At 55.8% G+C, this 21,797-nt stretch carries 20 protein-coding genes, 5 tRNA genes and 2 riboswitches; of the genes, 10 read left to right on the top strand and 15 right to left on the bottom strand.

What is annotated here, in order from left to right:
* Positions 1 to 285 precede the first annotated feature (285 nt).
* A complete protein-coding gene (gene murA, locus WG938_RS09880) occupies positions 286 to 1,548 on the bottom strand; it encodes a UDP-N-acetylglucosamine 1-carboxyvinyltransferase (RefSeq protein ID WP_339980040.1) in 1,263 nt (420 codons plus the stop codon).
* A gap of 47 nt (positions 1,549 to 1,595) precedes the next feature.
* Between murA and WG938_RS09875 the strand changes: the two genes are divergently transcribed.
* Positions 1,596 to 2,174: a cob(I)yrinic acid a,c-diamide adenosyltransferase gene (locus WG938_RS09875; RefSeq protein ID WP_339980039.1), complete on the top strand. Its 579-nt coding sequence runs from the start codon at positions 1,596 to 1,598 to the stop codon at positions 2,172 to 2,174.
* A 75-nt stretch (positions 2,175 to 2,249) separates the two neighbouring features.
* Here the strand turns inward: WG938_RS09875 and ramA are convergent, their stop codons facing one another.
* From ramA to WG938_RS09850, 5 genes are all read right to left on the bottom strand, one after another.
* Positions 2,250 to 3,086, bottom strand: a complete 837-nt coding sequence (gene ramA / locus WG938_RS09870; RefSeq protein ID WP_339980037.1) for an acetate metabolism transcriptional regulator RamA — start codon at positions 3,084 to 3,086, stop codon at positions 2,250 to 2,252.
* Between the two features lie 317 nt (positions 3,087 to 3,403).
* Positions 3,404 to 3,663: riboswitch (cobalamin riboswitch) on the top strand.
* A 198-nt stretch (positions 3,664 to 3,861) separates the two neighbouring features.
* Positions 3,862 to 4,656: an energy-coupling factor ABC transporter ATP-binding protein gene (locus WG938_RS09865; protein WP_339980035.1), complete on the bottom strand. Its 795-nt coding sequence runs from the start codon at positions 4,654 to 4,656 to the stop codon at positions 3,862 to 3,864.
* 12 nt (positions 4,657 to 4,668) lie between these two features.
* Entirely contained in the window at positions 4,669 to 5,421 is a 753-nt protein-coding gene (gene cbiQ, locus WG938_RS09860) for a cobalt ECF transporter T component CbiQ (protein WP_339980033.1), read from the bottom strand.
* Entirely contained in the window at positions 5,421 to 5,798 is a 378-nt protein-coding gene (locus WG938_RS09855; protein ID WP_339980032.1) for an energy-coupling factor ABC transporter substrate-binding protein, read from the bottom strand. Before WG938_RS09855 ends, cbiQ begins: the two co-directional genes overlap by 1 nt.
* Positions 5,799 to 5,804: 6 nt before the next feature.
* On the bottom strand, positions 5,805 to 6,554 hold the full coding sequence (locus tag WG938_RS09850; protein ID WP_339980056.1) for an energy-coupling factor ABC transporter permease: 750 nt from the start codon (positions 6,552 to 6,554) through the stop codon (positions 5,805 to 5,807).
* A gap of 66 nt (positions 6,555 to 6,620) precedes the next feature.
* Positions 6,621 to 6,856, bottom strand: a riboswitch (cobalamin riboswitch).
* Between the two features lie 224 nt (positions 6,857 to 7,080).
* On the opposite strand from WG938_RS09850, the gene cysK reads away from it, so the two are divergent.
* Both cysK and epsC read left to right on the top strand, forming a co-directional pair.
* Positions 7,081 to 8,013 carry a cysteine synthase A gene (gene cysK / locus WG938_RS09845; protein ID WP_339980031.1) on the top strand — a complete coding sequence of 311 codons (933 nt, stop codon included), beginning with the start codon at positions 7,081 to 7,083 and terminating at the stop codon, positions 8,011 to 8,013.
* 99 nt (positions 8,014 to 8,112) lie between these two features.
* Positions 8,113 to 8,706 (top strand): serine O-acetyltransferase EpsC, encoded by a 594-nt coding sequence (gene epsC, locus WG938_RS09840; RefSeq protein WP_339980030.1) that lies wholly within the window; start codon positions 8,113 to 8,115, stop codon positions 8,704 to 8,706.
* A 90-nt stretch (positions 8,707 to 8,796) separates the two neighbouring features.
* Here the strand turns inward: epsC and WG938_RS09835 are convergent, their stop codons facing one another.
* The 7 genes from WG938_RS09835 to WG938_RS09805 form a co-directional block, all read right to left on the bottom strand.
* Positions 8,797 to 9,078, bottom strand: coding sequence for a GNAT family N-acetyltransferase (locus WG938_RS09835; RefSeq protein WP_339980029.1), 282 nt, complete (start codon positions 9,076 to 9,078; stop codon positions 8,797 to 8,799).
* 76 nt (positions 9,079 to 9,154) lie between these two features.
* Positions 9,155 to 9,613: a hypothetical protein gene (locus tag WG938_RS09830; protein WP_339980028.1), complete on the bottom strand. Its 459-nt coding sequence runs from the start codon at positions 9,611 to 9,613 to the stop codon at positions 9,155 to 9,157.
* A 157-nt stretch (positions 9,614 to 9,770) separates the two neighbouring features.
* Positions 9,771 to 9,843 (bottom strand) — tRNA-Phe (locus WG938_RS09825).
* 23 nt (positions 9,844 to 9,866) lie between these two features.
* Positions 9,867 to 9,943 (bottom strand) — tRNA-Asp (locus WG938_RS09820).
* A 129-nt stretch (positions 9,944 to 10,072) separates the two neighbouring features.
* A complete protein-coding gene (locus WG938_RS09815; protein ID WP_339980027.1) occupies positions 10,073 to 10,390 on the bottom strand; it encodes a rhodanese-like domain-containing protein in 318 nt (105 codons plus the stop codon).
* 169 nt (positions 10,391 to 10,559) lie between these two features.
* Positions 10,560 to 10,633: transfer RNA gene (locus tag WG938_RS09810), tRNA-Asp, on the bottom strand.
* Between the two features lie 26 nt (positions 10,634 to 10,659).
* A tRNA-Glu gene (locus WG938_RS09805) sits at positions 10,660 to 10,735 on the bottom strand.
* A gap of 192 nt (positions 10,736 to 10,927) precedes the next feature.
* Here WG938_RS09805 and WG938_RS09800 point away from each other — a divergent pair.
* A complete protein-coding gene (locus WG938_RS09800) occupies positions 10,928 to 11,446 on the top strand; it encodes an NUDIX hydrolase (RefSeq protein ID WP_339980026.1) in 519 nt (172 codons plus the stop codon).
* 6 nt (positions 11,447 to 11,452) lie between these two features.
* Here the strand turns inward: WG938_RS09800 and WG938_RS09795 are convergent, their stop codons facing one another.
* Both WG938_RS09795 and WG938_RS09790 read right to left on the bottom strand, forming a co-directional pair.
* Positions 11,453 to 12,961: a succinate CoA transferase gene (locus tag WG938_RS09795; protein ID WP_339980024.1), complete on the bottom strand. Its 1,509-nt coding sequence runs from the start codon at positions 12,959 to 12,961 to the stop codon at positions 11,453 to 11,455.
* A gap of 146 nt (positions 12,962 to 13,107) precedes the next feature.
* Positions 13,108 to 13,180, bottom strand: a tRNA-Lys gene (locus WG938_RS09790).
* Between the two features lie 218 nt (positions 13,181 to 13,398).
* On the opposite strand from WG938_RS09790, the gene WG938_RS09785 reads away from it, so the two are divergent.
* The 6 genes from WG938_RS09785 (at position 13,399) to phoU (ending at position 21,561) form a co-directional block, all read left to right on the top strand.
* Positions 13,399 to 14,952: a cytochrome ubiquinol oxidase subunit I gene (locus WG938_RS09785; RefSeq protein ID WP_339980023.1), complete on the top strand. Its 1,554-nt coding sequence runs from the start codon at positions 13,399 to 13,401 to the stop codon at positions 14,950 to 14,952.
* Between the two features lie 20 nt (positions 14,953 to 14,972).
* Positions 14,973 to 15,977, top strand: a complete 1,005-nt coding sequence (gene cydB, locus WG938_RS09780) for a cytochrome d ubiquinol oxidase subunit II (protein WP_339980055.1) — start codon at positions 14,973 to 14,975, stop codon at positions 15,975 to 15,977.
* Positions 15,978 to 16,109: 132 nt separating this feature from the next.
* Entirely contained in the window at positions 16,110 to 17,732 is a 1,623-nt protein-coding gene (locus tag WG938_RS09775) for an ABC transporter ATP-binding protein/permease (protein WP_339980021.1), read from the top strand.
* Positions 17,729 to 19,357 (top strand): thiol reductant ABC exporter subunit CydC, encoded by a 1,629-nt coding sequence (gene cydC / locus WG938_RS09770; protein WP_339980020.1) that lies wholly within the window; start codon positions 17,729 to 17,731, stop codon positions 19,355 to 19,357. Before WG938_RS09775 ends, cydC begins: the two co-directional genes overlap by 4 nt.
* Positions 19,358 to 19,398: 41 nt before the next feature.
* The gene (gene dusB, locus WG938_RS09765) at positions 19,399 to 20,589 is read left to right on the top strand and encodes a tRNA dihydrouridine synthase DusB (RefSeq protein ID WP_339980019.1); all 1,191 of its coding nucleotides are present in this window, start codon (positions 19,399 to 19,401) and stop codon (positions 20,587 to 20,589) included.
* 243 nt (positions 20,590 to 20,832) lie between these two features.
* Complete coding sequence (gene phoU, locus WG938_RS09760; protein WP_339980017.1) at positions 20,833 to 21,561, top strand: phosphate signaling complex protein PhoU; 729 nt, start codon at positions 20,833 to 20,835, stop codon at positions 21,559 to 21,561.
* Positions 21,562 to 21,797: the final 236 nt, after the last annotated feature.

The raw sequence follows: 21,797 nt of genomic DNA, 5'->3' as shown, positions 1-21,797 counted from the left end.
CAAACCCCGCAGAACAAAGTCAAACCAGACCCGAACCACAACAAGGAACGAAACCATCCCCACCAACACAACAACCACAACCACCGGCCGCAGCCCGTCGCGCTGACTCCGATAACAATACACATACCGCTCCAACAAAGGCCAACTCCGCTGGTCGCATGTGTTTTTTAGCCCTATTGACACCGTCGAGAAGCGGAATATTGCTGGAAACAGCTGTCAGAAATGGAGAAGGCGGCACCCAAGAAGGATGCCGCCTGTTGTGTTCTTACTTAACGTGTCTTGGAACTAGGAGACGCGTTCGATTTCTGCGCCGAGCGCAGTCAGCGTTTCTACGAAGCATGGGTAGCCACGATCAATGTGGTAGACATCGTGCACTTCGGTGACATCCCCCGGCTCCGCACACAGACCCGCGAGTACGAGTCCAGCTCCGGCACGAATGTCCGAAGACCATACGGGAGCGGAACTCAGCTTGTCCTTGCCACGGATCATGACATGGTGACCATCGATGGTGGCATCAGTGCCGAGTCGAATCATTTCGTCGACGAAGCGGAAACGCGACTCGAATACATTCTCGGTGAGAACGCTGGTTCCTTCGCTCACTGCGGAGAGTGCAATTGCCATCGGCTGCAAGTCAGTGGGGAATCCCGGGAAAGGCAGAGTTTGGTAGTTGACTGCCTGTGCGCGGCCATCCATACGAATGCGGAATCCGTTGGTAAACGTCTCGATCTGAGCACCCGCGTTCTTCAGCTTCTCCAGCGGAAGATGCAGGTGACGCGGATTAATGCCACCAACAGTGACATCTCCACCGGTCATAGCCGCAGCATAAGCCCACGTACCAGCAATAATTCGGTCACCAACGACCTCGTGTGTCACGGGGTTCAAGGACTTCACGCCATCGATAGTGATGGTATTCGAACCCGCACCCTGGATCTTCGCACCCATCTCGATCAACATGTTGCACAAGTCGACGATCTCAGGTTCACGAGCAGCGTTGTCCAACACTGTGTGGCCCTCTGCCAACACAGCAGCCGTCACGATGTTCTCGGTTGCACCCACCGACGGGAAGTCCAACTTGATGTTCGCACCATGCAAGCCATCGGCTTCTGCCACGACGCAACCATGATGAATGAACGTCCGCGCACCCAGCTTCTCCAAACCAGACTGATGCATATCCAAAGGGCGAGAACCAATGGCATCGCCACCAGGCAGCGCAACTACAGCCTTGCGGCACCGCGATGTCAACGGCCCGAGCACACATACTGATGCTCGGAACTGACGAACCGCCTCGAAGTCAGCGACTGGAGAGATGCTCTGGGGAACATCAATGCGGATGACATCCCGATCACGCTCGACGGTGCAGCCCAATCCTTCGAGCACCTTTTGCATCAGCGGTACGTCATCAATTTCAGGGCAGTTTGTAAGAACAGTCGTGCCTTCGGCAAGCAGGGCTGCGCCCATCAGCTTGAGCACGGAGTTTTTCGCGCCAGACACGCGGACCTGCCCGCTCAGCTGCGCGCCACCTTTGACAAGGAATCGTTCATTTCCCACGCAACCTACCCAACCACACTTTTGCGATTCACGCTTAGGCTGGGTGTATGTCTGTACATCTCACACGCATTTACACTCGCACGGGCGACGACGGAACCACCGGCCTTTCTGACTTTTCCCGGGTTCCGAAGGACGATCCACGACTGATCGCCTACGCCGACTGCGACGAAGCGAACACAGCTCTCGGTCATGTTATTGCTCTGGGCGAGCTTTCCGACGACGTCGCAAAGGTCATCCGTCACGTCCAGAATGATCTCTTTGATGCCGGCGCAGACCTGTCTACCCCGATCGAAGAGAACCCAAAGTATCCACCGCTGCGCATTACCCCGGAGTACATCGAGCAGCTAGAGAAGTGGTGCGACCAGTTCAACGAGGATCTGCCGAATCTAGATTCGTTCATTTTGCCAGGTGGTACGCAGTCCGCAGCGTGGCTGCACACGGCTCGGGTCGTCACTCGGCGCGCGGAACGTTCGGCATGGGCTGCCGTCCGCGAATTTCCTGACACCACCTCGGTACTTCCCGCAAAGTACTTAAACCGGCTGTCCGACCTCTTGTTCATTCTGGGTCGCGTCGCCAACAATGGCGATGATGTTAAGTGGGTTCCGGGCGGTCAGCGCGATCAGTAGCGATATATACAAACGGGGTCGTCGTTAAGCGGAAAACTTAACGACGACCCCATCAACGTTTGTACGACATGAAGCTTATGGCAGCGCGCCAATTCGACGCGCGGCGTTCACGGCTTCGTAACGGGTGTGAGCACCCAGCTTGCGCATCACCGAGCGCAAGTACGACTTCACCGTTTCAGCACCAATACCCATTTCTTCGGCGGCCTCGACATTCGTGTGACCGAGTGCGACGCATGCCAAGACATCGAGCTCACGCGCAGACAGCTTGGTGGTCTGCTTGACGCGAACTGGGGTGACCATCTGATCGCACAGTTCCTCGAGTTCCTGACGAAGCTTTTCGTCATCGACCCGGTTGGCCAACATGCGCAGCTTCGAGTGCGTAGAGCGAACCTGCTCCCACTCGGCGCCGTTCATTATTCGGCCGCCCTTACCGCCACTCGTGCGGTCCATGTTGCGACATGCATCTACGACCGCCAGGTCTTGTTCCAAGCAACGCGCAGTCATGGTGACCTCTTCGAGGACCTTGTCCCCTAGTCGCACCGACGAATGCACCCCTGCGTACAAGACGCCACGAACCAATCGGCTCACAATAACTGGAACTGCAACCAACGAGTGCAGGCCTTCGTCTTTCACTGCCTGGTCGTATTCATGCGTGATCACCTTCGCGCGAAGGTAGTCACTCACACCTACCGGACGACGAGTCGCCAGCACGCGGCCACCAACACCTGCGCCAGACTCTATTACCAAGTTCTGCATAGCGGGAGTGCGCAAGCCAACCCAATGGCTAATCTGCATCTTCCCGTGCTCAGTGACCTCTGCATACATGGTGACCGGAATCCCGGTGGCATTCTTAAGCGTCACGAGAGACGACTTAATAACCTCTGCATCATCCAGAATGCGGTGGGGGTCCATCTAGCATCCTCCTGCTCCGCGGAAACCACCCGCCGGGGCAACCCAAGCGGGGGCGAAATTTCGTACAGGTTAGATATTACCCTCCGTTTGGGTGCCCCTGCATTGAGGCAAAAATCACACCACTACTAAACAGCGCTCAAAAATTGTCACTTTCCCACAACTTTAATGCATATTAACAATTCGCATGATTCACAGTTTGTCCACGTTATCTTTGATTGTCCTGTAATTGTGCAAGTTTGCTACCCCCACAACGGGAATCGTGTATCGCGCCTCCGAAATTTCGTATGCTGGCATGTGCACCAGGTCTTGTCTGATCGTTTTGCGTCATTCCTCCAAGTGATCCGAACTTTCATTGTCAAGCGCAAGAGGGAATCCGGTGAAATTCCGGAGCTGTCCCGCAGCGGTCAACTGGAACGAAATTCGACATGTGCACTGGGTGAATCAGCTCACCTGGGAAGCGTCGAAAAGTAGGCCATCTATCGTGTGGTGCTGCCAGCATTTGTGCGGCAGTCATCAAAAGCCACCGATAAGACAAACGCCAGTGAGCCCGAACACCTACCTGTTGCGTCGGATCCTGGTGATCCGGCCACTGAGGGCGCCCGTGGACAGGCGTGACGTGAAAGCCTGCAGGTAGACGACGCGACACGTTTGCTGCACTTCCGGCGTGCTGTTCCATGGGTCCTCTTAGTTTAGGTGTGCTCCAGTGCACGAGCTGCGACGTCACTACGCGAAGGCCCCACAGTGGAAAACACGCTTCTAACTGGTCAGTTAGCGACTATTTCTCACCGAGAATATCGGCGGGAGTCCTCACCGTTCGCCCCAACGCCTCAGATACCACTGGTGCCCACGGCAACGTGAGTCGCGCTTTGTTGATCAATTCGGACCTCAGCAAAACATCATTCGGCTCACCCACCACGAGCTTCTTTTCGACGATCACCGCTGCCCTATGTGCAAAATTCCAAGCAATGTTGACATCGTGCGTAGCCATGACGATTGCGGTACCGCCGGTATGGAGACGTTGAAGAGTGTCCAGGAGCCTCGCCGTTGAGGCAGGGTCGAGCCCTGCTGTCGGTTCGTCGAGAAGCAAGATCCGTGGGCGCATCGCCAAAGCTCCGGCTAGAGCCACCCGTTTGCGCTGGCCAAAGGACAGTTGGTGTGGAACGCGATCCGCAAGATCTGAGATCTCGGCAGCGTCCATGGCCTCGCGAACGCGGGCGCGGATCTCAGGTTCTTCGAGGCCTTGGTTCGCTGGCCCATACGACACATCCGCAGAAACAGTAACGGCGAAAAGCTGTTCGTCGGGATCCTGCGTCACCATTTGGACACTGCCCCGAATCCTATTTCGACCGCGACGCCCGTATGTGTAGGGAGCATCGTCCAGAGAAATGCTGCCCGTCGACGGGACAAGCGACCCTGCCAACATCCGCATCAACGTGGATTTCCCAGAACCGTTCGCACCGAGGAGCGCAAGCTTTTCGCCAGGATGAATATCCATATTGATCGCGTCGAGAATCTGCATACCGGGGTACGAAAAACCGAGCTCAGACGCCGTAAGAATTGGATCTGGCATTGAAATTCCTCCTCACCGCGTTAGATCTGGCACGTACCACTGAATTATCGCCCACACTGCAAGTACCGCGAAAAGCAGCCCGACAGAAACCACGACGAATCGCTTATCGACGGGCCGTATCTCAGCCAAAACCCTCGTTGCGCCTGGCTCCGCTCGAAGTTCTAGACCGTCTTGGAGCTTTTGTGCGCGGGCAAAAGCCACGATGAAAAGGTTCGCAGATTGTGCTGCCACGCCGGTTACCATCCCACGTCGAGTCGTATGCCCCAGCCTGCGTGCTTGTGATTCGTGCATGCCACGCGCAGTAGCGATCAGAGAGTCTGTCATGCGGTACGTCAGCTCGGCAACGTAGGTGATGGACCGCGGAATCCCACGGCGTTCCAGCCACACCAAGAGTTCTGACATGGGAGTAGTCAACGCAAACGTCATCGTGCAGGTTATGCCCGCAATAGATCTCATGACCACTTCTGCCGCCCGCTGTGGCCCAGTCGGTGACCACATGATGCCCTCTGCGGACACGGACACTAAAAGCGGAGTGATCCCCACTAATACAAAAGTGGCTGGCGCAATGACCATGGCTGCGAGCAATCGCATTGGTACTCGTGCAATCCACGCTGTGACAACCGCGATGGCGAAAACTAGAGGAGCTACTGCCCAGGGTGATAGCGAGATCACCAGCAGCAGTAGCCCACCGAACAGCAGTACTTTCTCGCCCACATTTCGCTGCGCCCACAGACTTGCTGCGGCCGCTACTTCCAGGGCGTTCATTAGGACGTGGTGTTTCCTACATCAGCTGCGCTTCGAGAAGCATTGTCAGCTTCACGACGGCTCCGTTCCTGAGAGCGACCACGATAGTTGCCCAGCACGTACCCAAGAACTCCAGCCCCGAGGCCAGCTTGGAGGGCAAAAATACCGGACTCAACTTCTCCAGGAAGTTCTCCGATTACAGGTTTAAACCATGGTTTGTAGTCAGGGTTGGATTCTTCAACCAACTCCGTTGCTGCACCGTCGGCTCCTCCGAACGATTCCTCCGCCTCGGGATCGCCAAAGTTGAAGAACATAGGAAACGCGGCCAGCAGAGCGATCGCTGCGATGATCAGCGCGGTAATCCAGCCATTGTTTTTTGTTGTGTCTTTGGTGGACATGGTGTTTTACGCTCCCTGCTTGACCGCGACGTCGTCACGTGTGTTGTCTTCGTACTCCGCTGCAACTTCAGCTGCAACACTGTCTGATACTTCGCTGCGAGTGAGCACGCCGAGACCAAACAGTTCCTTTGCTGCTACAGCTCGCAACGCACGAACTACCAAAACGGTGAGCAGACCCTCGATGACGGCTAGTGGGATCTGAGTGATAGCGAAAATGCCCATGAAAGTCGCAAGTGCACCGAGGAACCCGCCAGGATCTGCCGGGTGAGCCAACGCGAGCTGAGCCGAAGTGACACAGTACGTGGACAAGTCAGCCAAGAACGCGGCGACAAAAACTGCGGGGAGCAAGCCACTCCCCAGTTTTCGCGCTAATAGATAGCCGGCATAGCCTACCCACGGACCAACGACAGCCATCGAGAACACATTGGCACCAAGCGTCGTAATGCCGCCGTGAGCAAGCAATAACGCCTGGAATAGCAACACGATGGTGCCCAGCAGCGCCATCACTGGTGGCTTGAACACCACCGCACCAAATCCGGTTCCCGTCGGGTGCGAGGTAGACCCCGTCACAGATGGAATCTTCAGTGCCGACAGGACAAATGTGAACGCACCCGCCGCGCCCAACAACATGCCGGATCCGGGATGCTCTTTCAGCGTCTTCTTCACCCGAACCGCACCATGAATGAGAAATGGCGCCGAGGCAACAGACCAACCAATTGCATGGCTTACAGGGAGAAATCCCTCTGCAATATGCATTTTCTTCTTCTTTCCGCGACACCCATCACCTCGTGGATGACGCACGGTGAATCCAACCGCGTATGCGGCTGGGGCGATGCGACGGCCGGTCTCCTGGCTGACGAGGCACGCAACCACCATGCGCGAATCTGCATTGCAGTTTGCGACCAAACCGACGCCTTCCGCAACGTCACCGCACCTTTTCCATCGAGCACGATGCATCACGTGGCACCAACTGTCGGTTGGAGTCACCTCGATCACAGTGGCGAGGGCCGCTGTCCATTTTCAAGACATTCCCGTCCACCGTCGATCAGAATTGATTTTAGCAGTCACTTACGAACATTCTCGATTGCCTACCGCTACACATCTGTTCAGTGGCCAACCCTGCAATCACGCCCACTACCTGCACAGATAAACACATACCTGCCCGACCCCTGCCGCAAATAGACTAACCAGTCTGTACAAATGGAATAGTTGCGCGTACACTCGCCGTTGAATTCGACGATTAGACAATGAATCTCACAAACAGTGAAGGGAAAGACTACAAATGACAATCCACAACGATGTCACTGAACTCATCGGCGGCACCCCGCTGGTTAAACTCAACCGCGTAACCGAGGGCCTTCCAGGAACCGTCGTAGCGAAGCTTGAGTACTACAACCCGGCTAATAGCGTGAAGGACCGAATCGGCAAGGCGATTATCGATGCAGCTGAAAAGTCCGGCGAACTCAAGCCAGGTGGCACAATTGTCGAAGGAACCTCCGGAAATACCGGCATTGCGCTGGCTATGGTGGGCGCAGCGCGCGGTTACAAGGTCATCTTGACTATGCCGGACACGATGAGCTCCGAGCGTCGTGTTCTCCTACGCGCATTTGGCGCCGAGCTGGTACTGACTCCAGGCGCAGATGGCATGAAGGGTGCCGTCGATAAGGCAAAGGAGATCGTGGCTTCGACGGAGAACTCGATCCTTGCTTCCCAGTTCGACAACCCTGCCAACCCAGCAATTCATGAAATCACCACTGGTGAAGAAATCTGGGCGGACACCGATGGCAATATCGACTACTTCGTGGCGGGCATTGGCACGGGTGGCACGGTCACCGGCACCGGCAAGACCCTGCGCCGATACAACTCCGACATCAAGATCGTCGGCGTCGAGCCTGCTTCTTCCCCACTTCTTACCGAGGGCAACGCTGGCCCACACAAGATTCAGGGAATTGGCGCGAACTTCATCCCAGAGGTATTGGACCGCGAGCTTCTCGACGAAGTGATCGCGATCAGCAACGAAGACGCAATTGCAGTCTCGCGTGAGGTAGCGACCGCCGAGGGTATCTTGGGCGGCATTTCTGCCGGTGCAAACATCAAGGCAGCACTCGAGATCGCTGCTCGACCAGAAGCTGAAGGCAAGACGATCGTCGTCATCGTTCCTGACTTTGGCGAGCGTTACGTATCGTCAATCCTCTACGAAGACCTGCGTAACTAAGTCCCTAGACGCCTTCAACCTCCATGAGGCCACGACAGTATGCCGTAATTTCAGGCAGCACTGTTCGTGGTCTCATTCCACTCTGTAAGGTGTTTCCCTATGAACCGTATCTTCGAGATCCTCAAGGAGGATCTGGACAACGCACGTAATCACGACCCAGCTGCTCGTGGAGACGTGGAAAACGCTGTTGTCTACTCTGGCCTCCATGCGATTTGGGCACATCGGTTAGCTCATCGCCTATGGAAGCGAGGCGGAGCAGCCAAGGGAGTTGCGCGAGTTTTGGCGCAATTCACCCGCTTCCTCACTGGCGTCGAGATTCACCCCGGCGCAACCATCGGCCGACGTTTCTTCATCGACCACGGCATGGGCATTGTTATTGGTGAAACCACTGAAATTGGTGACGACTGCATGCTGTACCACGGTGTCACCCTCGGTGGCCGCAGCCTCGAGAAGGTCAAGCGTCATCCCACGCTGGAAAACGGCGTCACTGTCGGTGCTGGCGCCAAAGTACTTGGCCCAGTTGTAATCGGGGCCGGCTCTAGCATCGGTGCGAACTCGGTTGTCACGAAGGATTGCCCTCCGAACTCCATTGTTGTCGGCATCCCAGGCAAGGTACGGCAGGCCAAACCAACAGAGCATGAAAAGCTGTGTGATCCTGCTACCTACGTGCAAGGCGACGGCGACCGCAGCTAAGCGGATTCCCCTCGACTACAGCAAAACCCCAGGCATTTGCCTGGGGTTTCTTCTATCCACATGAAGTACGAACTACTTCGATGTAACTGGCTACTTCTGCACGACATCCTGGTATTCAGGATTCTTGGCGATAAACCGCTCCACGGCTGAGCAGGATGGGATGATCGTGCGACCGTTCACTCGAACGTCGTCAAGCGCAGCCTTAACGAGTGGCTTAGACAGCCCCTGGCCCTGGAACTCTGGGTAGACCTCAGTGTGGTTGAAGTCCAGGGCGTCACCAGCGGTCTCATAAGCTGCGAAACCAGCCTCGGCACCGTCGACAGTAATGACGTAACGTGAGGCGTCCTTATCGTGGGTAATTTCCTGCGACATGGTTACTTCCTTCTTTCAGAACTTTGGCAACAGCGCTTGTTTGTTTGAGTGTACTAGGACAGCAAACGCGTCGTCTTTAATTCTGGATAAGTGGAGGTTCGCCAGGATGCTCATCAGCAACGCCGACGGCTACACGGCATGGAACATTGCCTTCGGACTCTGCGCGCTCAGCTGCATGGCCTGAACGCCACCCTGGGCTCACAATGTCTGCGAGCGGACCGGACAAATCAGCCAGTTCCGCGTGGGACAACCCTGGAACGATGACAGAGATACGCTGACGCGCGCGATCGCCTGGATCCTGACCAGGGTTTGCCTGTGCCCACAAATCAGCCAACGACGACGTGCGATCGACATCCGGCATGACATCCTCGTAGACCGTGGCTTCACTCTCAGGAGCGAATTCAGTCAGCGCAGCTTTAATTTTTGCCGCAGCCTCCTTACGGCCTGCACCATCGGTATAGAGGAAAATACGAATTACCGATGGCAAGGTTGCGTCGCCAGACATCGTGCCGGCGGAAGCGTACTCAGTGGTCATAACCCCCATACTAGCGACCCCAATTCGCGGTTAAGCAATGTCCCCGAAACTCGTGGTCCATATAGTGAGAAATGTTGAAACTCGACGCATTTCTTGCCTCGATGGAGGTAACACCGACACAAAAGCCCCAGTTGACGAACCAACTGGGGCTACATTGTGGCCAGAAGCGGGATCGAACCGCTGACCTTCCACTTTTCAGGCGGACGCTCTACCGACTGAGCTATCTGGCCATAGCTTCACCATAAGGAAAAGCTGGCGACCCTGACGGGACTTGAACCCGCGACCTCCGCCGTGACAGGGCGGCGCGCTAACCAACTGCGCCACAGGGCCAAAATGTCTTTGCAGACATCTGCCGCGCTTGGACTTTCATCCTTGCACGAGAGGTTACTTTACACAGAATGGCATGAAAGCCACAAATCACCAGGTCACCCGCAATTTAGCCCAATGTGAAACAGCTCTCTACTGTGTTGCATTCCAGGAGCTTACGCCACCGGCCAACCAGTAGGCTTCGAAGCCTTCCTTCCGCAGCACGCTTGCCGCACGACGAGCTCGGGGACCATGCGCACATACCGCTACGATTGGACGCTTCTTGTTCAGTTCTTTACTGCGAGACGACAATTCGTGAACCGGTATATGAGCCGACTTCTTCAGCGGCTGAGACTTCCGCTCTGCAGCAGTGCGCACATCAAGCAAACGAGCACCGCCTTTAACCAAGGTGGCCGCCTCAAGTTCGCCAACCTTCCACTCGGAGCCAAACAACTTGCTAAAGAAGCCCATGCTGATCCCCTATTCCACGTCTTAACGGCACGCGATTGACAACATTTCAGGAAATCGTACCTGCAGAGCACGGAAATTGAGGAGCGTTGGCTCCGTGGAACTCAACAAATAACCCACCCGGGAAAAGCAAAAAAGGCACAGACCTAGAGTCTGTGCCTTCACATAATTGCGACCCTGACGGGACTTGAACCCGCGACCTCCGCCGTGACAGGGCGGCGCGCTAACCAACTGCGCCACAGGGCCATGAAGAAAACTAAAAAGAATTTTAGTGGTACTCCCAACGGGATTCGAACCCGTGTTGCCGCCGTGAAAGGGCGGAGTCCTAGGCCTCTAGACGATGGGAGCCCGGCTTCATATTGCTCTTGCTTTCGCTGTAAGCAACGATAGAAAGCCTAAATCATAAGGCATAGAAAGTACAAAACAGCAGTTCACAGCCACCTTTTCGAGTGTTTTTTGCTAGTTTTGGACACAGGTTTTACTTTACGACGACCGTCGCAAAGCCACCGTGCAAAGCCAGACCGAAAGGACTTGGTAGCTATGCCTACTCCACAGTTCATCGTGGATATTCGCGAGAAAATAGGACATGACTTGCTGTGGCTGCCCGGTACAACATCGGTGGTGCTTCGAGAGCGCGACTGCGATTCGAGCACTCTCGAGGTCTTGCTCGTGCAGCGCAGCGATAACGGTGAATGGACTCCTATTACCGGAATTTGCGAGCCCGGCGAAGAAGCACACGTGACCGCGGCTCGGGAGGTTCTTGAGGAGACGGGCGTTGCAGTGGATGTCGAGGCGGTCATCGGTGTAGTTACTATTCCACCACTCGTTCATGCCAACGGCGACAAGGCGAGCTACCTTAGCGTATGGTTTCGCTGCTGCCCTAAGGGCAGTACGGCAGCGCACGTGGCGGATGACGAATCCAGCAATGTCGCATGGGTTCCTGTCAACGAGCTACCGCCAATGCTCCACCGCTTTGAAGCGCCAATTCACGCCGCGGTGGAGCACTATCGAAATCCATCGGATTTCACGGTGGTGATGGGAATGCCTCCCGAAGCTTAAGCAGCCCTACTTCCCCTTCATGGAACCTTCCAAGAGGAAACGCTTGTGGAAGTCGAATGCAGTTTCCAGGTCATGCGGAGTCTGCATGAACGGGGTGGCTTTCAGAGCCCGCTCGTAGTACTCCTCCAACATCGGGCGGTAGTCAGGGTGTGCAATTGAAATCATCTTTGCGACGCGCTCACGAGGCGCTAGGCCCCGCAGGTCCGCATAGCCATACTCCGAGACCACCACCATCACGTCGTGCTCGGTGTGGTCGTGGTGGGACACCATCGGCACAACCGCAGAAATCTTGCCTCCCATCGCCTCAGACGTCGTAATGAAAGACGAAATGTAGGAGTTGCGCGTGAAGTCACCACTACCGCCGATGCCGTTCATGATGCGAGAGCCAGCGATGTGGGTGGAGTTCACGTTGCCGTAAATGTCAGCCTCGAGCATGCCGTTTGCCGCCACCACATCGAGACGACGGATAACTTCAGGGTGGTTCGAGACCTGGAGCGGACGCAGGATGATCTTGTCGCGGTATTTCGCTGCATCACGGTTGAGACGCTCGGCGTACTCTGCCGACAGACCGAATGCTGTAGCAGAGGCTACTTCCATTTTGCCGGCATCAATCAGGTCGATCATGCCATCCTGGATAAGCTCCGTGTACGCGTGAATGTTTTCGAATTTCGATTCCAACAACCCGGCCATAACCGCATTAGGTACATTGCCGACACCGGACTGCATCACGTAATTGTCATAGGAGAGACGACCAGCGGCTACCTCGCCCTCCAGGAAATCGAGGTAGAAACCTGCGATCTTCTCGGAAATCTCGTCAAACGGCTTGAACGGCCCGTTCGAGTCCGGCCCATTCGTCTTTACAACCGCGACTACCTTGCTTACATCGATATCGATGTAGGTCGTGCCGATACGGTCTCCCGTGCTCGTAATCGGAATCGGCTGCCTCCCTGGTGAGGTACCAATGCGGTAGATGTCCGCCATACCTTCGAGATCAAGGGATGGCCATTCATTAACCTCAATGATGATGTTCTTCGCCGCATCGAGGAGTTCGACCGAATTGCCGATACCTGATGACGGGACGATATGCCCCTCTTCAGTGATTCGTAGTGCTTCCACGATGGCGACGTCGATTGCGCCAAAGTAGCCTTCAGAAATCTGCTTGGCGGAGTGGGACAGGTGGACATCGTCGTAAAGCATGCTGCCGGCGTTTACCGACTTACGCATCGTTGGCTCACCCTGGTACGGCATGCGGAAGCGAATAGCATTTGCCTCTGCGAGAACGCCGTCACACGTAGCGGAAATCGATGCGCCAGTGAGGAGGTCGATCTGGAAAGCTTCTCCGCGCTCCTGGTGCTCCTTAGCTCGCGTCGCGATGGCACCGGGAAGCTCTTTAGGGCAGGCAAAGCCTGTGAAACCGGAAATACCGACACGATCCCCGTGCTTAACGAATTCTGCAGCAGCTTCTGGGGTGGTGACCTTCGCACGAAGTGCGGAATTAGCAATACGATCAGACATACCTTCTCCTAGGAAACGAAATAGCCTGAACACTACTTACCACCCCGTATAGGCGCACCAGGCGGTTTCTGGGAAAACAGTGTGCGCCGATCCAAGCGGCATCTAGACACAAAAATGCCTGCAGTCGCGTGACTGCAGGCATTTTGTGGGCCCCGCGGGGCTCGAACCCGCGACCTACGGATTAAAAGTCCGCAGCTCTACCAACTGAGCTAGAGGCCCGTGAGTGAAGATTCTAGCGCTCACGTTTTTCATTGGGTAATCGCCCTACCCAAGACACCGACAATTGCAGGTCAGAGCCACTAACCCACCCAATGAGACCAACACCACAATACCCCCCCTCCCATAATTCGGAACTTTATTAGCGGATTTAACGACCTACTAAGTGAACTCGCTAAAAGCGACCAAAATGTGCGTCGTTTAACAAATGAGGTTTTTCTATGGATGTCGTCGATATATCGCGGTGGCAATTTGGCATTACCACTGTCTATCACTTCATATTTGTTCCATTAACGATCGGTTTGGCTCCTCTCGTTGCGCTCATGCAAACGTTCTGGGTCACCACTAAGAAGGCTCACTGGTATAAGGCAACACGGTTCTTCGGAACTGTGTTCATCATTAACTTTGCGATGGGCGTTGCCACCGGTATCGTCCAAGAATTCCAGTTCGGCATGAACTGGTCGGAGTATTCGCGCATGGTCGGCGACGTATTCGGTGGCCCGCTGGCGCTCGAAGGTCTCATCGCCTTCTTCCTTGAATCGACATTCCTTGGATTGTGGATCTTCGGATGGGGTCGAATTCCTGCATGGCTGCACACACTGTCTATCTGGATTGTGGCTCTGGCAGTCAACTTGTCTGCATATTTCATCATCGTGGCCAACTCGTTCATGCAGCATCCAGTTGGCGCCGTGTACAACCCTGAAACTGGACGTGCGGAGCTTAACGACTTCGGCGCGTTGCTCACCAACCCCACAGCTCTCGCTGCATTCCCCCACGCAGTTGCGGGTTCATTCCTGACTGCAGGCACGTTTATTCTCGGTGTTGCAGGCTGGTGGGTCGTTCGAGACAGTAAGAACAAGACCCACCGCTCAGCAATGAAGGTTGGCTTCTGGGCAACGATCTTATCGTCGATTGGTGTCGCTGTAACCGGCGATATCCAGGCGAAGCTGATGTTCGTGCAGCAGCCGATGAAGATGGCTTCGGCCGAATCTCTTTGTCATACCCAGACCGATCCAATGTTCTCGGTTCTCACCATCGGTACGCACAACAACTGTGAATCTGTCCACCACCTGATCGAGCTGCCTTGGGTGCTGCCATTCCTTTCAGATGGCAAGTTCTCGGGTGTCACTCTCGAGGGTGTCCTTGATCTGCAGCAGAAGGCCGAGGCTCTGTACGGCCCCGGCAACTACTCTCCCAACTTGTTCGTTACGTACTGGTCGTTCCGAGCAATGATTGGCCTGATGGTCGGTTCGCTGGCTATTGCCTTTTTCGCATGGCTGTTCACACGCAACGGCCGTACACCGCAGGGCAAGATGGCTAGCATTTTCGCGACGTGCAGTCTGATTGCTATTCCGTTTCCATTCCTCGCTAACTCCGCTGGTTGGATCTTTACGGAAATGGGACGTCAGCCATGGATCGTGCATCCGAATCCTGAATCAGTCGGAGACTCCCGCACTGAGCTCATCCGCATGACCGTCGACATGGGTGTGTCCAACCACGCACCAGCAACAGTAATCCTGACCCTGGTTGGCTTCACGCTGGTCTACGCGGCACTTGCAGTCGTGTGGTTCTGGCTCATTAAGCGCGCCGTGATTGCTGGTCCCCCAACTGAAGATGCACCAGTGCTTCACGACGGCGCTGCCACTACGGGTGCTCACCCAGCAGATGATCCTTCGGCTGCTCCTGGCCCATCTGCTCCGGTAGCCACCGCCATTGGCGCACGTATTCCGCAACCAGTCCGTTTCGCCGCACGCGACGATGAGAACGAAAAGTAGGTGAATCTGTCATGTTCGGTTTGGAATTGCCTGTCATCTGGTTCGTACTCGTAGCCGTGCTGTTTGCGGGCTACTTCTTGCTTGAAGGTTTTGACTTCGGCGTCGGTATTCTGTTGCCGTTTGTCGGTCGAGATGAGAATCGCCGTGCTGCACTTCTCAAGACCATTGGTCCAGTGTGGGATGGCAACGAAGTGTGGTTGATTACCGCTGGAGGTGCACTTTTTGCAGCATTTCCCGAGTGGTATGCGACCATGTTCTCCGGTTTCTACCTGCCCTTGTTCTTGATTCTGATTGGCTTGATCGTCCGCATTGTGGGCTTGGAATGGCGGTTCAAGGTCGCGGATGAAAAGTGGCGTCGTTGGTGCGACGCAGCAATCATCGTCGGCTCCTGGCTACCACCAGTCCTCTGGGGTGTAGCTGTCGCCAACTTGCTAGGTGGCATCCCTATTGATGCAAACCGGCAGATGGACGCTGGCCTTGGCGGGCTGCTTGGCTTGCTCAACCCTTACGGTTTGCTGGGTGGCGTCGCCCTGACTGCAGTATTCGTCCTACATGCAGTGGCATTCCTTCGCTTGAAGACCGCCGGTAGTATCCGCGAAGAAGTGGGCAATTCGCTCACGATCGTGGCTGCTCTCGCCGTCGTTTTCGGAGCGCCATTCGTCATTTGGACTCAGCTGGCACACGGTAAGGCTTGGACCTGGATCCCAACGGTTATCGCTCTTCTTGGCGTAATAGCAGGTGCTGTATTTGTGAAGATGGGCAAGGATGGTTTGTCATTCCTTGCAACATCGTTTGCAGTACTGTCAGTCACTGCTCTGGCGTTCGGATCCTTGTTCCCTAACCTGATGCCAACAACCTTGGCGGACGGAGTCACGTTGGATATCTGGAACTCGGCGTCGAATCCGTACACCCTGACAATCATGACCTGGTCTGCGCTCTTCATCACTCCATTGGTGATCGCCTACCAGGGATGGACGTACTGGGTTTTCCGCAAACGTATTGTGGCAGAACCTGTCACTGCCTAGCAGGCGCACAACTGCTACGTTGTTGCTCGACTATTTGTGCATGAAAGCTGGCTCAACTCGGGAAACGTATTCTCGGATTGAGCCAGCTTCTGTTTTTCTAACTCTCGCAGTTTTGTCATTCGTGGTCTAGGAGTGAGCACTATCAAGCCCGTCGACCCCCGTCTCCTTCGGCATTCTCGCCCGGCGCGCCAATGGATCGTATTATCTGGCGTTCTCACTGCAATCGGCAGCGTTGCTGTGATCGGCATGGGCATGATCGTGGCGACCATTGCAGCTGACATGATCATTTCTCCGGCATCTCCGTCACAGTTGTGGGAACGCCATGCATCGAAGTTCACGTGGCTGATTGCCTGCGCCGTGGTACGCATTACCGTGGCGTGGGCGTTGGAGCGTTTCGGGAAACTTGCTGCTGCGCAGGTAATTGCAGATCTACGTCAGCGCGTACTCTCCCGCCTCGCTGTGTCCGATCCCCGCACGATTGATGTTCCGTTGTGGCGAGCAATCACCACCACCGGAATCGACGGTTTGAGCCCCTATATTTCCGGGTTCCTCCCGTCACTTGTTGCGATGTGTATTTCCACTCCGGTGGCGCTGGCAGCGGTAGCGTGGCTTGATCTCGGGTCGTTTGTCATTGCGATAATCACGCTGCCGCTGATTCCCGTGTTCATGTGGTTGGTAGGCCTGCTCACTCAGGGCAAGACGGAACAGCGGCTACGCGATGTAGGCACTCTGCGCGATCAGATCCTCGATCTCGTCGTCGGACTGCCGACGCTTCGCGCACATGGAACTATTGATGCCCCGACACATGAGGTCAAGCGCCTTTCGGAAGCGCACCGCACCTCGACCATGGGCGTGCTGAGAATCGCCTTCTTATCTGGCATGGTGTTGGAGTTCTTCGCAACCATCTCGGTCGCTCTTGTCGCCGTCGGCATTGGTTTCCGACTCCTCGACGGAGCCATGGCATTATCCGCTGGCTTGGCAGTCCTCATCATCATTCCGGAGGTGTATGCCCCGGTTCGCGACGTCGGAAAGCAATTCCATAATGCACAGGATGGTCTGATTGCTTCCGCTGCTGTGTTGGATGTGCTTCACGACGAATCGTTGCACAGCGACCAAGCAAACCAAGTAGATGAAGTGCCAGAACAGGTCTTGATGTCGGGATGGCCCGGCTTACACGTGGTGTTGACTGGTTTCACGGCTGAGGGGCGAGATGGTCAGCGTCCGTGGAACTTGTCAGTGCATGCTCGTCCCGGCGAGATCACAGTTCTGGCTGGCGAAAATGGCTCTGGCAAGTCTACGGCACTGTTAGGTGTGCTCGGCATTGCGACGGAAGGCATCAGCGGAACAGCAACGGTAGTGCAGGTTGCGAGCGGGCAGCCAGCTGAATGGAGGCCTGCCGGGACGGCACCCTCACCTCGGATTCTTCGCGATCAGCAACTGTGGGAGCACTGCGCCTATCTGCCACAACGGCCGGTCTTGGATTCCGACGCGGTTGGCGACACGTCGAATTTGTCGCTAGGGCAACGCCAGCGTGTCGCCCTCGCCAACGAACTAGCCGACCGGCAGCGCACGCTGCTCATTCTTGACGAACCAACAGCACACCTTGATGAGGCGAATGCACGCATAATGATGGATACTCTCCGCGACCGTGCCCACGCTGGCGATACAGTCCTCATGGCTAGTCATGATCCGATTGCGATGGAGGCTGCAGATTCCGTCGTCACGGTTTCTCACCTGGAGGCCCAAGCCTCATGATTATCACTACCTTGCGAGAAATCACTGGGCTCAAGGCACGAGCGCTGGTCGGACCGGTAGTAGCGGGAACGGTGACATTGTTGTCAGCGCTAACGTTGACGATCGTGTCGGCGTGGTTGATTACCCGCTCCTGGCAGATGCCACCAGTCATGGATATCACCGTCGCAGTGACTGCTGTCCGTGCCCTTGGCATTTCCCGTTCCGCGTTCCGCTATTTGGATCGTGTCTTGTCGCACAATGTCGCTTTCCGAGCAGCATCTAACGCACGTGCGAATATGTGGACTCGAGTGGCACGGTCCAGGTCAGGCACCTTGTCCACGTGGTCACGGGGAAATGTACTGACCCGACTTGGTGATGACGTTGACGCGATTGCCGATGTCATCGTTCGTGCGCTCGTCCCTATCTGCGTTGCTGCACTGACCTCCTTTTTCGCGGTCATGTTTACCGCTCTTCTGTCACCGGGGGCTGCGATAGCGCTTGCGACGGGCTTACTCTTTGCGGGAGTAGCCGCGCCATGGATTGTCTACCGCGGCACGATGAAGGCCAATGCTTTGCATGCAGCCGCCCTCGACGAGCACGCCACAGCGGTGGATCGGGTGCTGACTGACGCACCATCGCTACGCGTCCACAATCAACTGGACACCGCCCTGGCGCGCACTCAGAAGTCCACCTTGGCGCTGGCTCACGCTACAAAAGCCGCTGCACCTCATGACGGTGCCAGCCATGCACTGTCCACCGCCGCGTCAGTTTTCACTGCGATTGCAACCATCGTCGTTGCCCTATGGACGTACACGGCAGCAGACCACACACCACTTCATACGCCGGAGTGGCTCGCGGTCATCGTCCTCGTTCCGTTGGCAGCATTTGAAGCCGTGTCCGTTCTACCCAGCGCTGCGATAGCGTTGGCTCGAGCTCATGATGCTCTGACCCGGCTATCCGATGTCTGTGGCCTAGACACAGAGACACCACTTTCAGACGACCAGACACCCCAGCACTACGCTGTGGACGTTGACCATGAACTACGGCCACGACTGCGTGCACTTTCGCTCGTCACCGGCTATGACCGGGACTTGCAGACGTGGAACGCGGATGTACCTTTCGGTGCTCGTCGAGAAATCATCGCTCCCTCTGGTGCCGGTAAGACCACTTTGTTGAAAACCCTGGCGGGTCTCGTACCCCCTCGCTCCGGAACAGTCCATATCACCGACGCTGACGGCCATGAACTGACCAGCTCCCCTGGTACACCAGTGCTCTTCGTCGCCGAAGACGAACATATCTTTGCCACCACCATTCGGGACAACCTTGCCATCGGCAACCCCTACGCTACGGATGCCGACATGATCGCGATTCTCACCGAACTGGGTCTCGGCGACTGGCTCACCGCCCTCCCCGAGGGTCTCTCTACTGTTCTCGCGGCTGGCGATAACAGTGTCTCCGGCGGCCAGCGTCGCCGCCTCATCGTTGCCCGCGCATTGCTCACCCACGCACCGATCCTGCTTCTCGACGAACCCACCGAGCATCTCGACACCCACAGCGATGACGTCTTGCAGAAGCTCCTTCACGACGAGACCCTGCCGGGCATACGTGCTGAACGGACAGTGATCGTCGTCAGGCATCCACGATAGGAATTTCGCAATATTAGGACGAAAGTGGAACAATAACCGCCGTGACTACCCCCACCGTTTCTTCCGCATCTGGCCTGCACATCGGACCTTTCGAGCTGCCATCCCCTGTCGTGCTCGCACCGATGGCGGGTGTCACAAACGTCGCTTTCCGCACCCTGTGCCGTGAGCAGGAACGGCAGCGGACCGGAACGGTGTCGGGGCTGTATGTCTGCGAAATGGTGACGGCACGAGCGTTGGTCGAACGCAACGAAAAGACGCTGCATATGACCACGTTCGCCCCAGAAGAGAATCCGCGCAGCCTGCAGCTGTACACCACTGATCCAGAGTGGACATACAAAGCTGCGAAGCAGATCGTCGATGAGAACCTCGCGGATCATATCGACATGAACTTTGGTTGCCCGGTTCCAAAGGTAACTCGAAAAGGTGGGGGTTCCGCACTTCCCTACAAGCGTCGCCTCTTTGCGAATATCGTGGCAGCTGCAGTGAAAGCTACCGAAGGCACTGACATCCCGGTCACGGTGAAGTTCCGCGTCGGTATTGATGACGAACACCATACCCACCTCGATGCCGGCCGCATTGCAGCTGAACAAGGCGCGAAATCAGTTGCTCTTCACGCTCGAACGGCTGCGCAGCGCTACTCTGGCCAGGCAGATTGGTCTGAAATCGCACGTCTGAAAGAGCACATGGTCGCGTCTGGTTTTGAAGACATTCCTGTTCTTGGCAATGGCGATATTTTCGCGGCAAGTGATGCCCGTCGCATGATGAACGAAACCGGCTGCGACGGGGTCGTTGTCGGCCGTGGCTGCCTCGGTCGCCCGTGGCTCTTTGCCGAGCTTTCTGCCGAACTCCGGGGGTTAGATGTACCCGCTCCCCCGACCTTCGGCGAGGTGGCTGCTATCATTCGTCGCCACGCTGAGCTACTAGTAGAGCACGACGGAGAGCGCAAGGGTTGCCGCGATCTTCGCAAGCACATCAGTTGGTACCTGCGTGGCTACCCAGCTGGTTCTGAGGTACGTAAGGCTCTCGCTCAGGTTTCGACTCTGCAAGAGCTGGACGATGCATTGGCACCGCTTTACGACGGTCCGAATGCCGCGGCTCTGCCGTGTGACGCCGATGGTGCCCGCGGCAGGCAAGGCTCGCCTGCAAAGGTAGTCTTGCCAGAAGGATGGCTCGACGACCCTGAGGATGACACTGTTCCAGAGGGCGCTGACATCATGCATTCAGGTGGATAGCTACACTTTTATGACCATCGACGTGGTGACTGGATTTCGGACCCACTAGCTGTTTACCCCACAATAGGGGTAACACTGTGACCAGCACTACTCCAGGCTGTTTTAGTATTGTGACTAATGGTGTTCACATCGCGGTAAACACGCAGGTAGAAAGTTTGACGATAGAAAGTACGAGACGCTTTATCGTTTTCTGCCAATCATCAAGGGCGCGCATCTTAAACGATTAACCCTTAACATTTAGATATGCGCACTATTTACCGAGAACAGATGGACGCCCTTGCACATGGCCTCATTGTCATGTGCGATCACGTCCATGGCATGCACCGCGCAGCGGCAAAGGCTCTCTTCGATGCCGATTTGGAAGCTGCTGAACAGGTGCTCTCTAGCATCGACAAGCTAGACGAGCTTCGCACGTCGGCCGAAGAGCGCGCATTCGAACTGCTCGCCCGCGAAGCGCCTGTTGCACGAGATCTGCGACAGGTCGTGTCTGGTATCTATATTGTGGAAGATATTTCCCGCATGGGTGCTTTGTCCGTACACATCGCAAACGTGGCTCGTCGCCGTTTCCCTGAAAAGGCTTTGCCAGAAGATATCACTGGTTTCTTCCAGGAGATGGCTAAAGTCTCCGACCAATTGACGCATGACACGCGCCAAGTCCTCATCGATTACGACGTTGATCTGGCCATGAAGGTCAATCACGATGATGATGCAATTGATGATATTCATGCGCACCTGCTTCAGGTCACCACGTCACCAGAATGGACTGGCACTCCTGCTCAAACAGTCGACATCACGCTGCTTAGTCGCTACTTCGAACGCTACGCAGACCATGCTGTTGAGGTTTCAACCCGAGTTGTCTACTTGGCTACCGGATACAAGTGGGGCGATTACCTCGAACGAATCGAGGATGAGAAACAGCGTGACTCTATCTCACGTCGCCTGGAGTACTTGGAGCGTCACTTCACCATGTAGCGAGAGCATGCTCAACGATTAGTCATCAAGCATGTACCCCACGCTGATCACCGAACCCAGCCGCACTTCCTCTTGAGGATAGTGTTGCTGGATTCGTGCTTTCCACAGCCCGGAACTAGAGTTTGACTGCTGTCTCCAGGTGACTGGCTTAGCCACTGGATGACGACAACAGGCTATACGACTGCAAAAGCGCCACCATCCAGAATTGGACAGTGGCGCTTTCAGGCTTTGCGACG

The organism is Corynebacterium sp. H113, from assembly GCF_037572315.1.
Taxonomy (GTDB): Bacteria; Actinomycetota; Actinomycetes; order Mycobacteriales; family Mycobacteriaceae; genus Corynebacterium.
Note: the sequence above shows the minus strand (reverse complement) of the source record. Positions and strands in the feature narration are given on the sequence as shown.

Excerpts from the sequence above, each read along its gene's own strand:
- WG938_RS09835 (WP_339980029.1), bottom strand. The coding sequence starts at position 9,078 with ATGTCGCAGGAAATTACCCACGATAAGGACGCCTCACGTTACGTCATT.
- WG938_RS09785 (WP_339980023.1), top strand. The coding sequence starts at position 13,399 with ATGGATGTCGTCGATATATCGCGGTGGCAATTTGGCATTACCACTGTC.
- WG938_RS09855 (WP_339980032.1), bottom strand. The coding sequence starts at position 5,798 with ATGTCCACCAAAGACACAACAAAAAACAATGGCTGGATTACCGCGCTG.
- ramA (WP_339980037.1), bottom strand. The coding sequence starts at position 3,086 with ATGGACCCCCACCGCATTCTGGATGATGCAGAGGTTATTAAGTCGTCT.
- cysK (WP_339980031.1), top strand. The coding sequence starts at position 7,081 with ATGACAATCCACAACGATGTCACTGAACTCATCGGCGGCACCCCGCTG.
- WG938_RS09850 (WP_339980056.1), bottom strand. The coding sequence starts at position 6,554 with ATGCATATTGCAGAGGGATTTCTCCCTGTAAGCCATGCAATTGGTTGG.
- WG938_RS09815 (WP_339980027.1), bottom strand. The coding sequence starts at position 10,390 with ATGGGCTTCTTTAGCAAGTTGTTTGGCTCCGAGTGGAAGGTTGGCGAA.
- WG938_RS09875 (WP_339980039.1), top strand. The coding sequence starts at position 1,596 with ATGTCTGTACATCTCACACGCATTTACACTCGCACGGGCGACGACGGA.
- cbiQ (WP_339980033.1), bottom strand. The coding sequence starts at position 5,421 with ATGAACGCCCTGGAAGTAGCGGCCGCAGCAAGTCTGTGGGCGCAGCGA.
- phoU (WP_339980017.1), top strand. The coding sequence starts at position 20,833 with ATGCGCACTATTTACCGAGAACAGATGGACGCCCTTGCACATGGCCTC.
- WG938_RS09800 (WP_339980026.1), top strand. The coding sequence starts at position 10,928 with ATGCCTACTCCACAGTTCATCGTGGATATTCGCGAGAAAATAGGACAT.
- WG938_RS09865 (WP_339980035.1), bottom strand. The coding sequence starts at position 4,656 with ATGCCAGATCCAATTCTTACGGCGTCTGAGCTCGGTTTTTCGTACCCC.
- cydC (WP_339980020.1), top strand. The coding sequence starts at position 17,729 with ATGATTATCACTACCTTGCGAGAAATCACTGGGCTCAAGGCACGAGCG.
- epsC (WP_339980030.1), top strand. The coding sequence starts at position 8,113 with ATGAACCGTATCTTCGAGATCCTCAAGGAGGATCTGGACAACGCACGT.
- WG938_RS09830 (WP_339980028.1), bottom strand. The coding sequence starts at position 9,613 with ATGACCACTGAGTACGCTTCCGCCGGCACGATGTCTGGCGACGCAACC.
- WG938_RS09795 (WP_339980024.1), bottom strand. The coding sequence starts at position 12,961 with ATGTCTGATCGTATTGCTAATTCCGCACTTCGTGCGAAGGTCACCACC.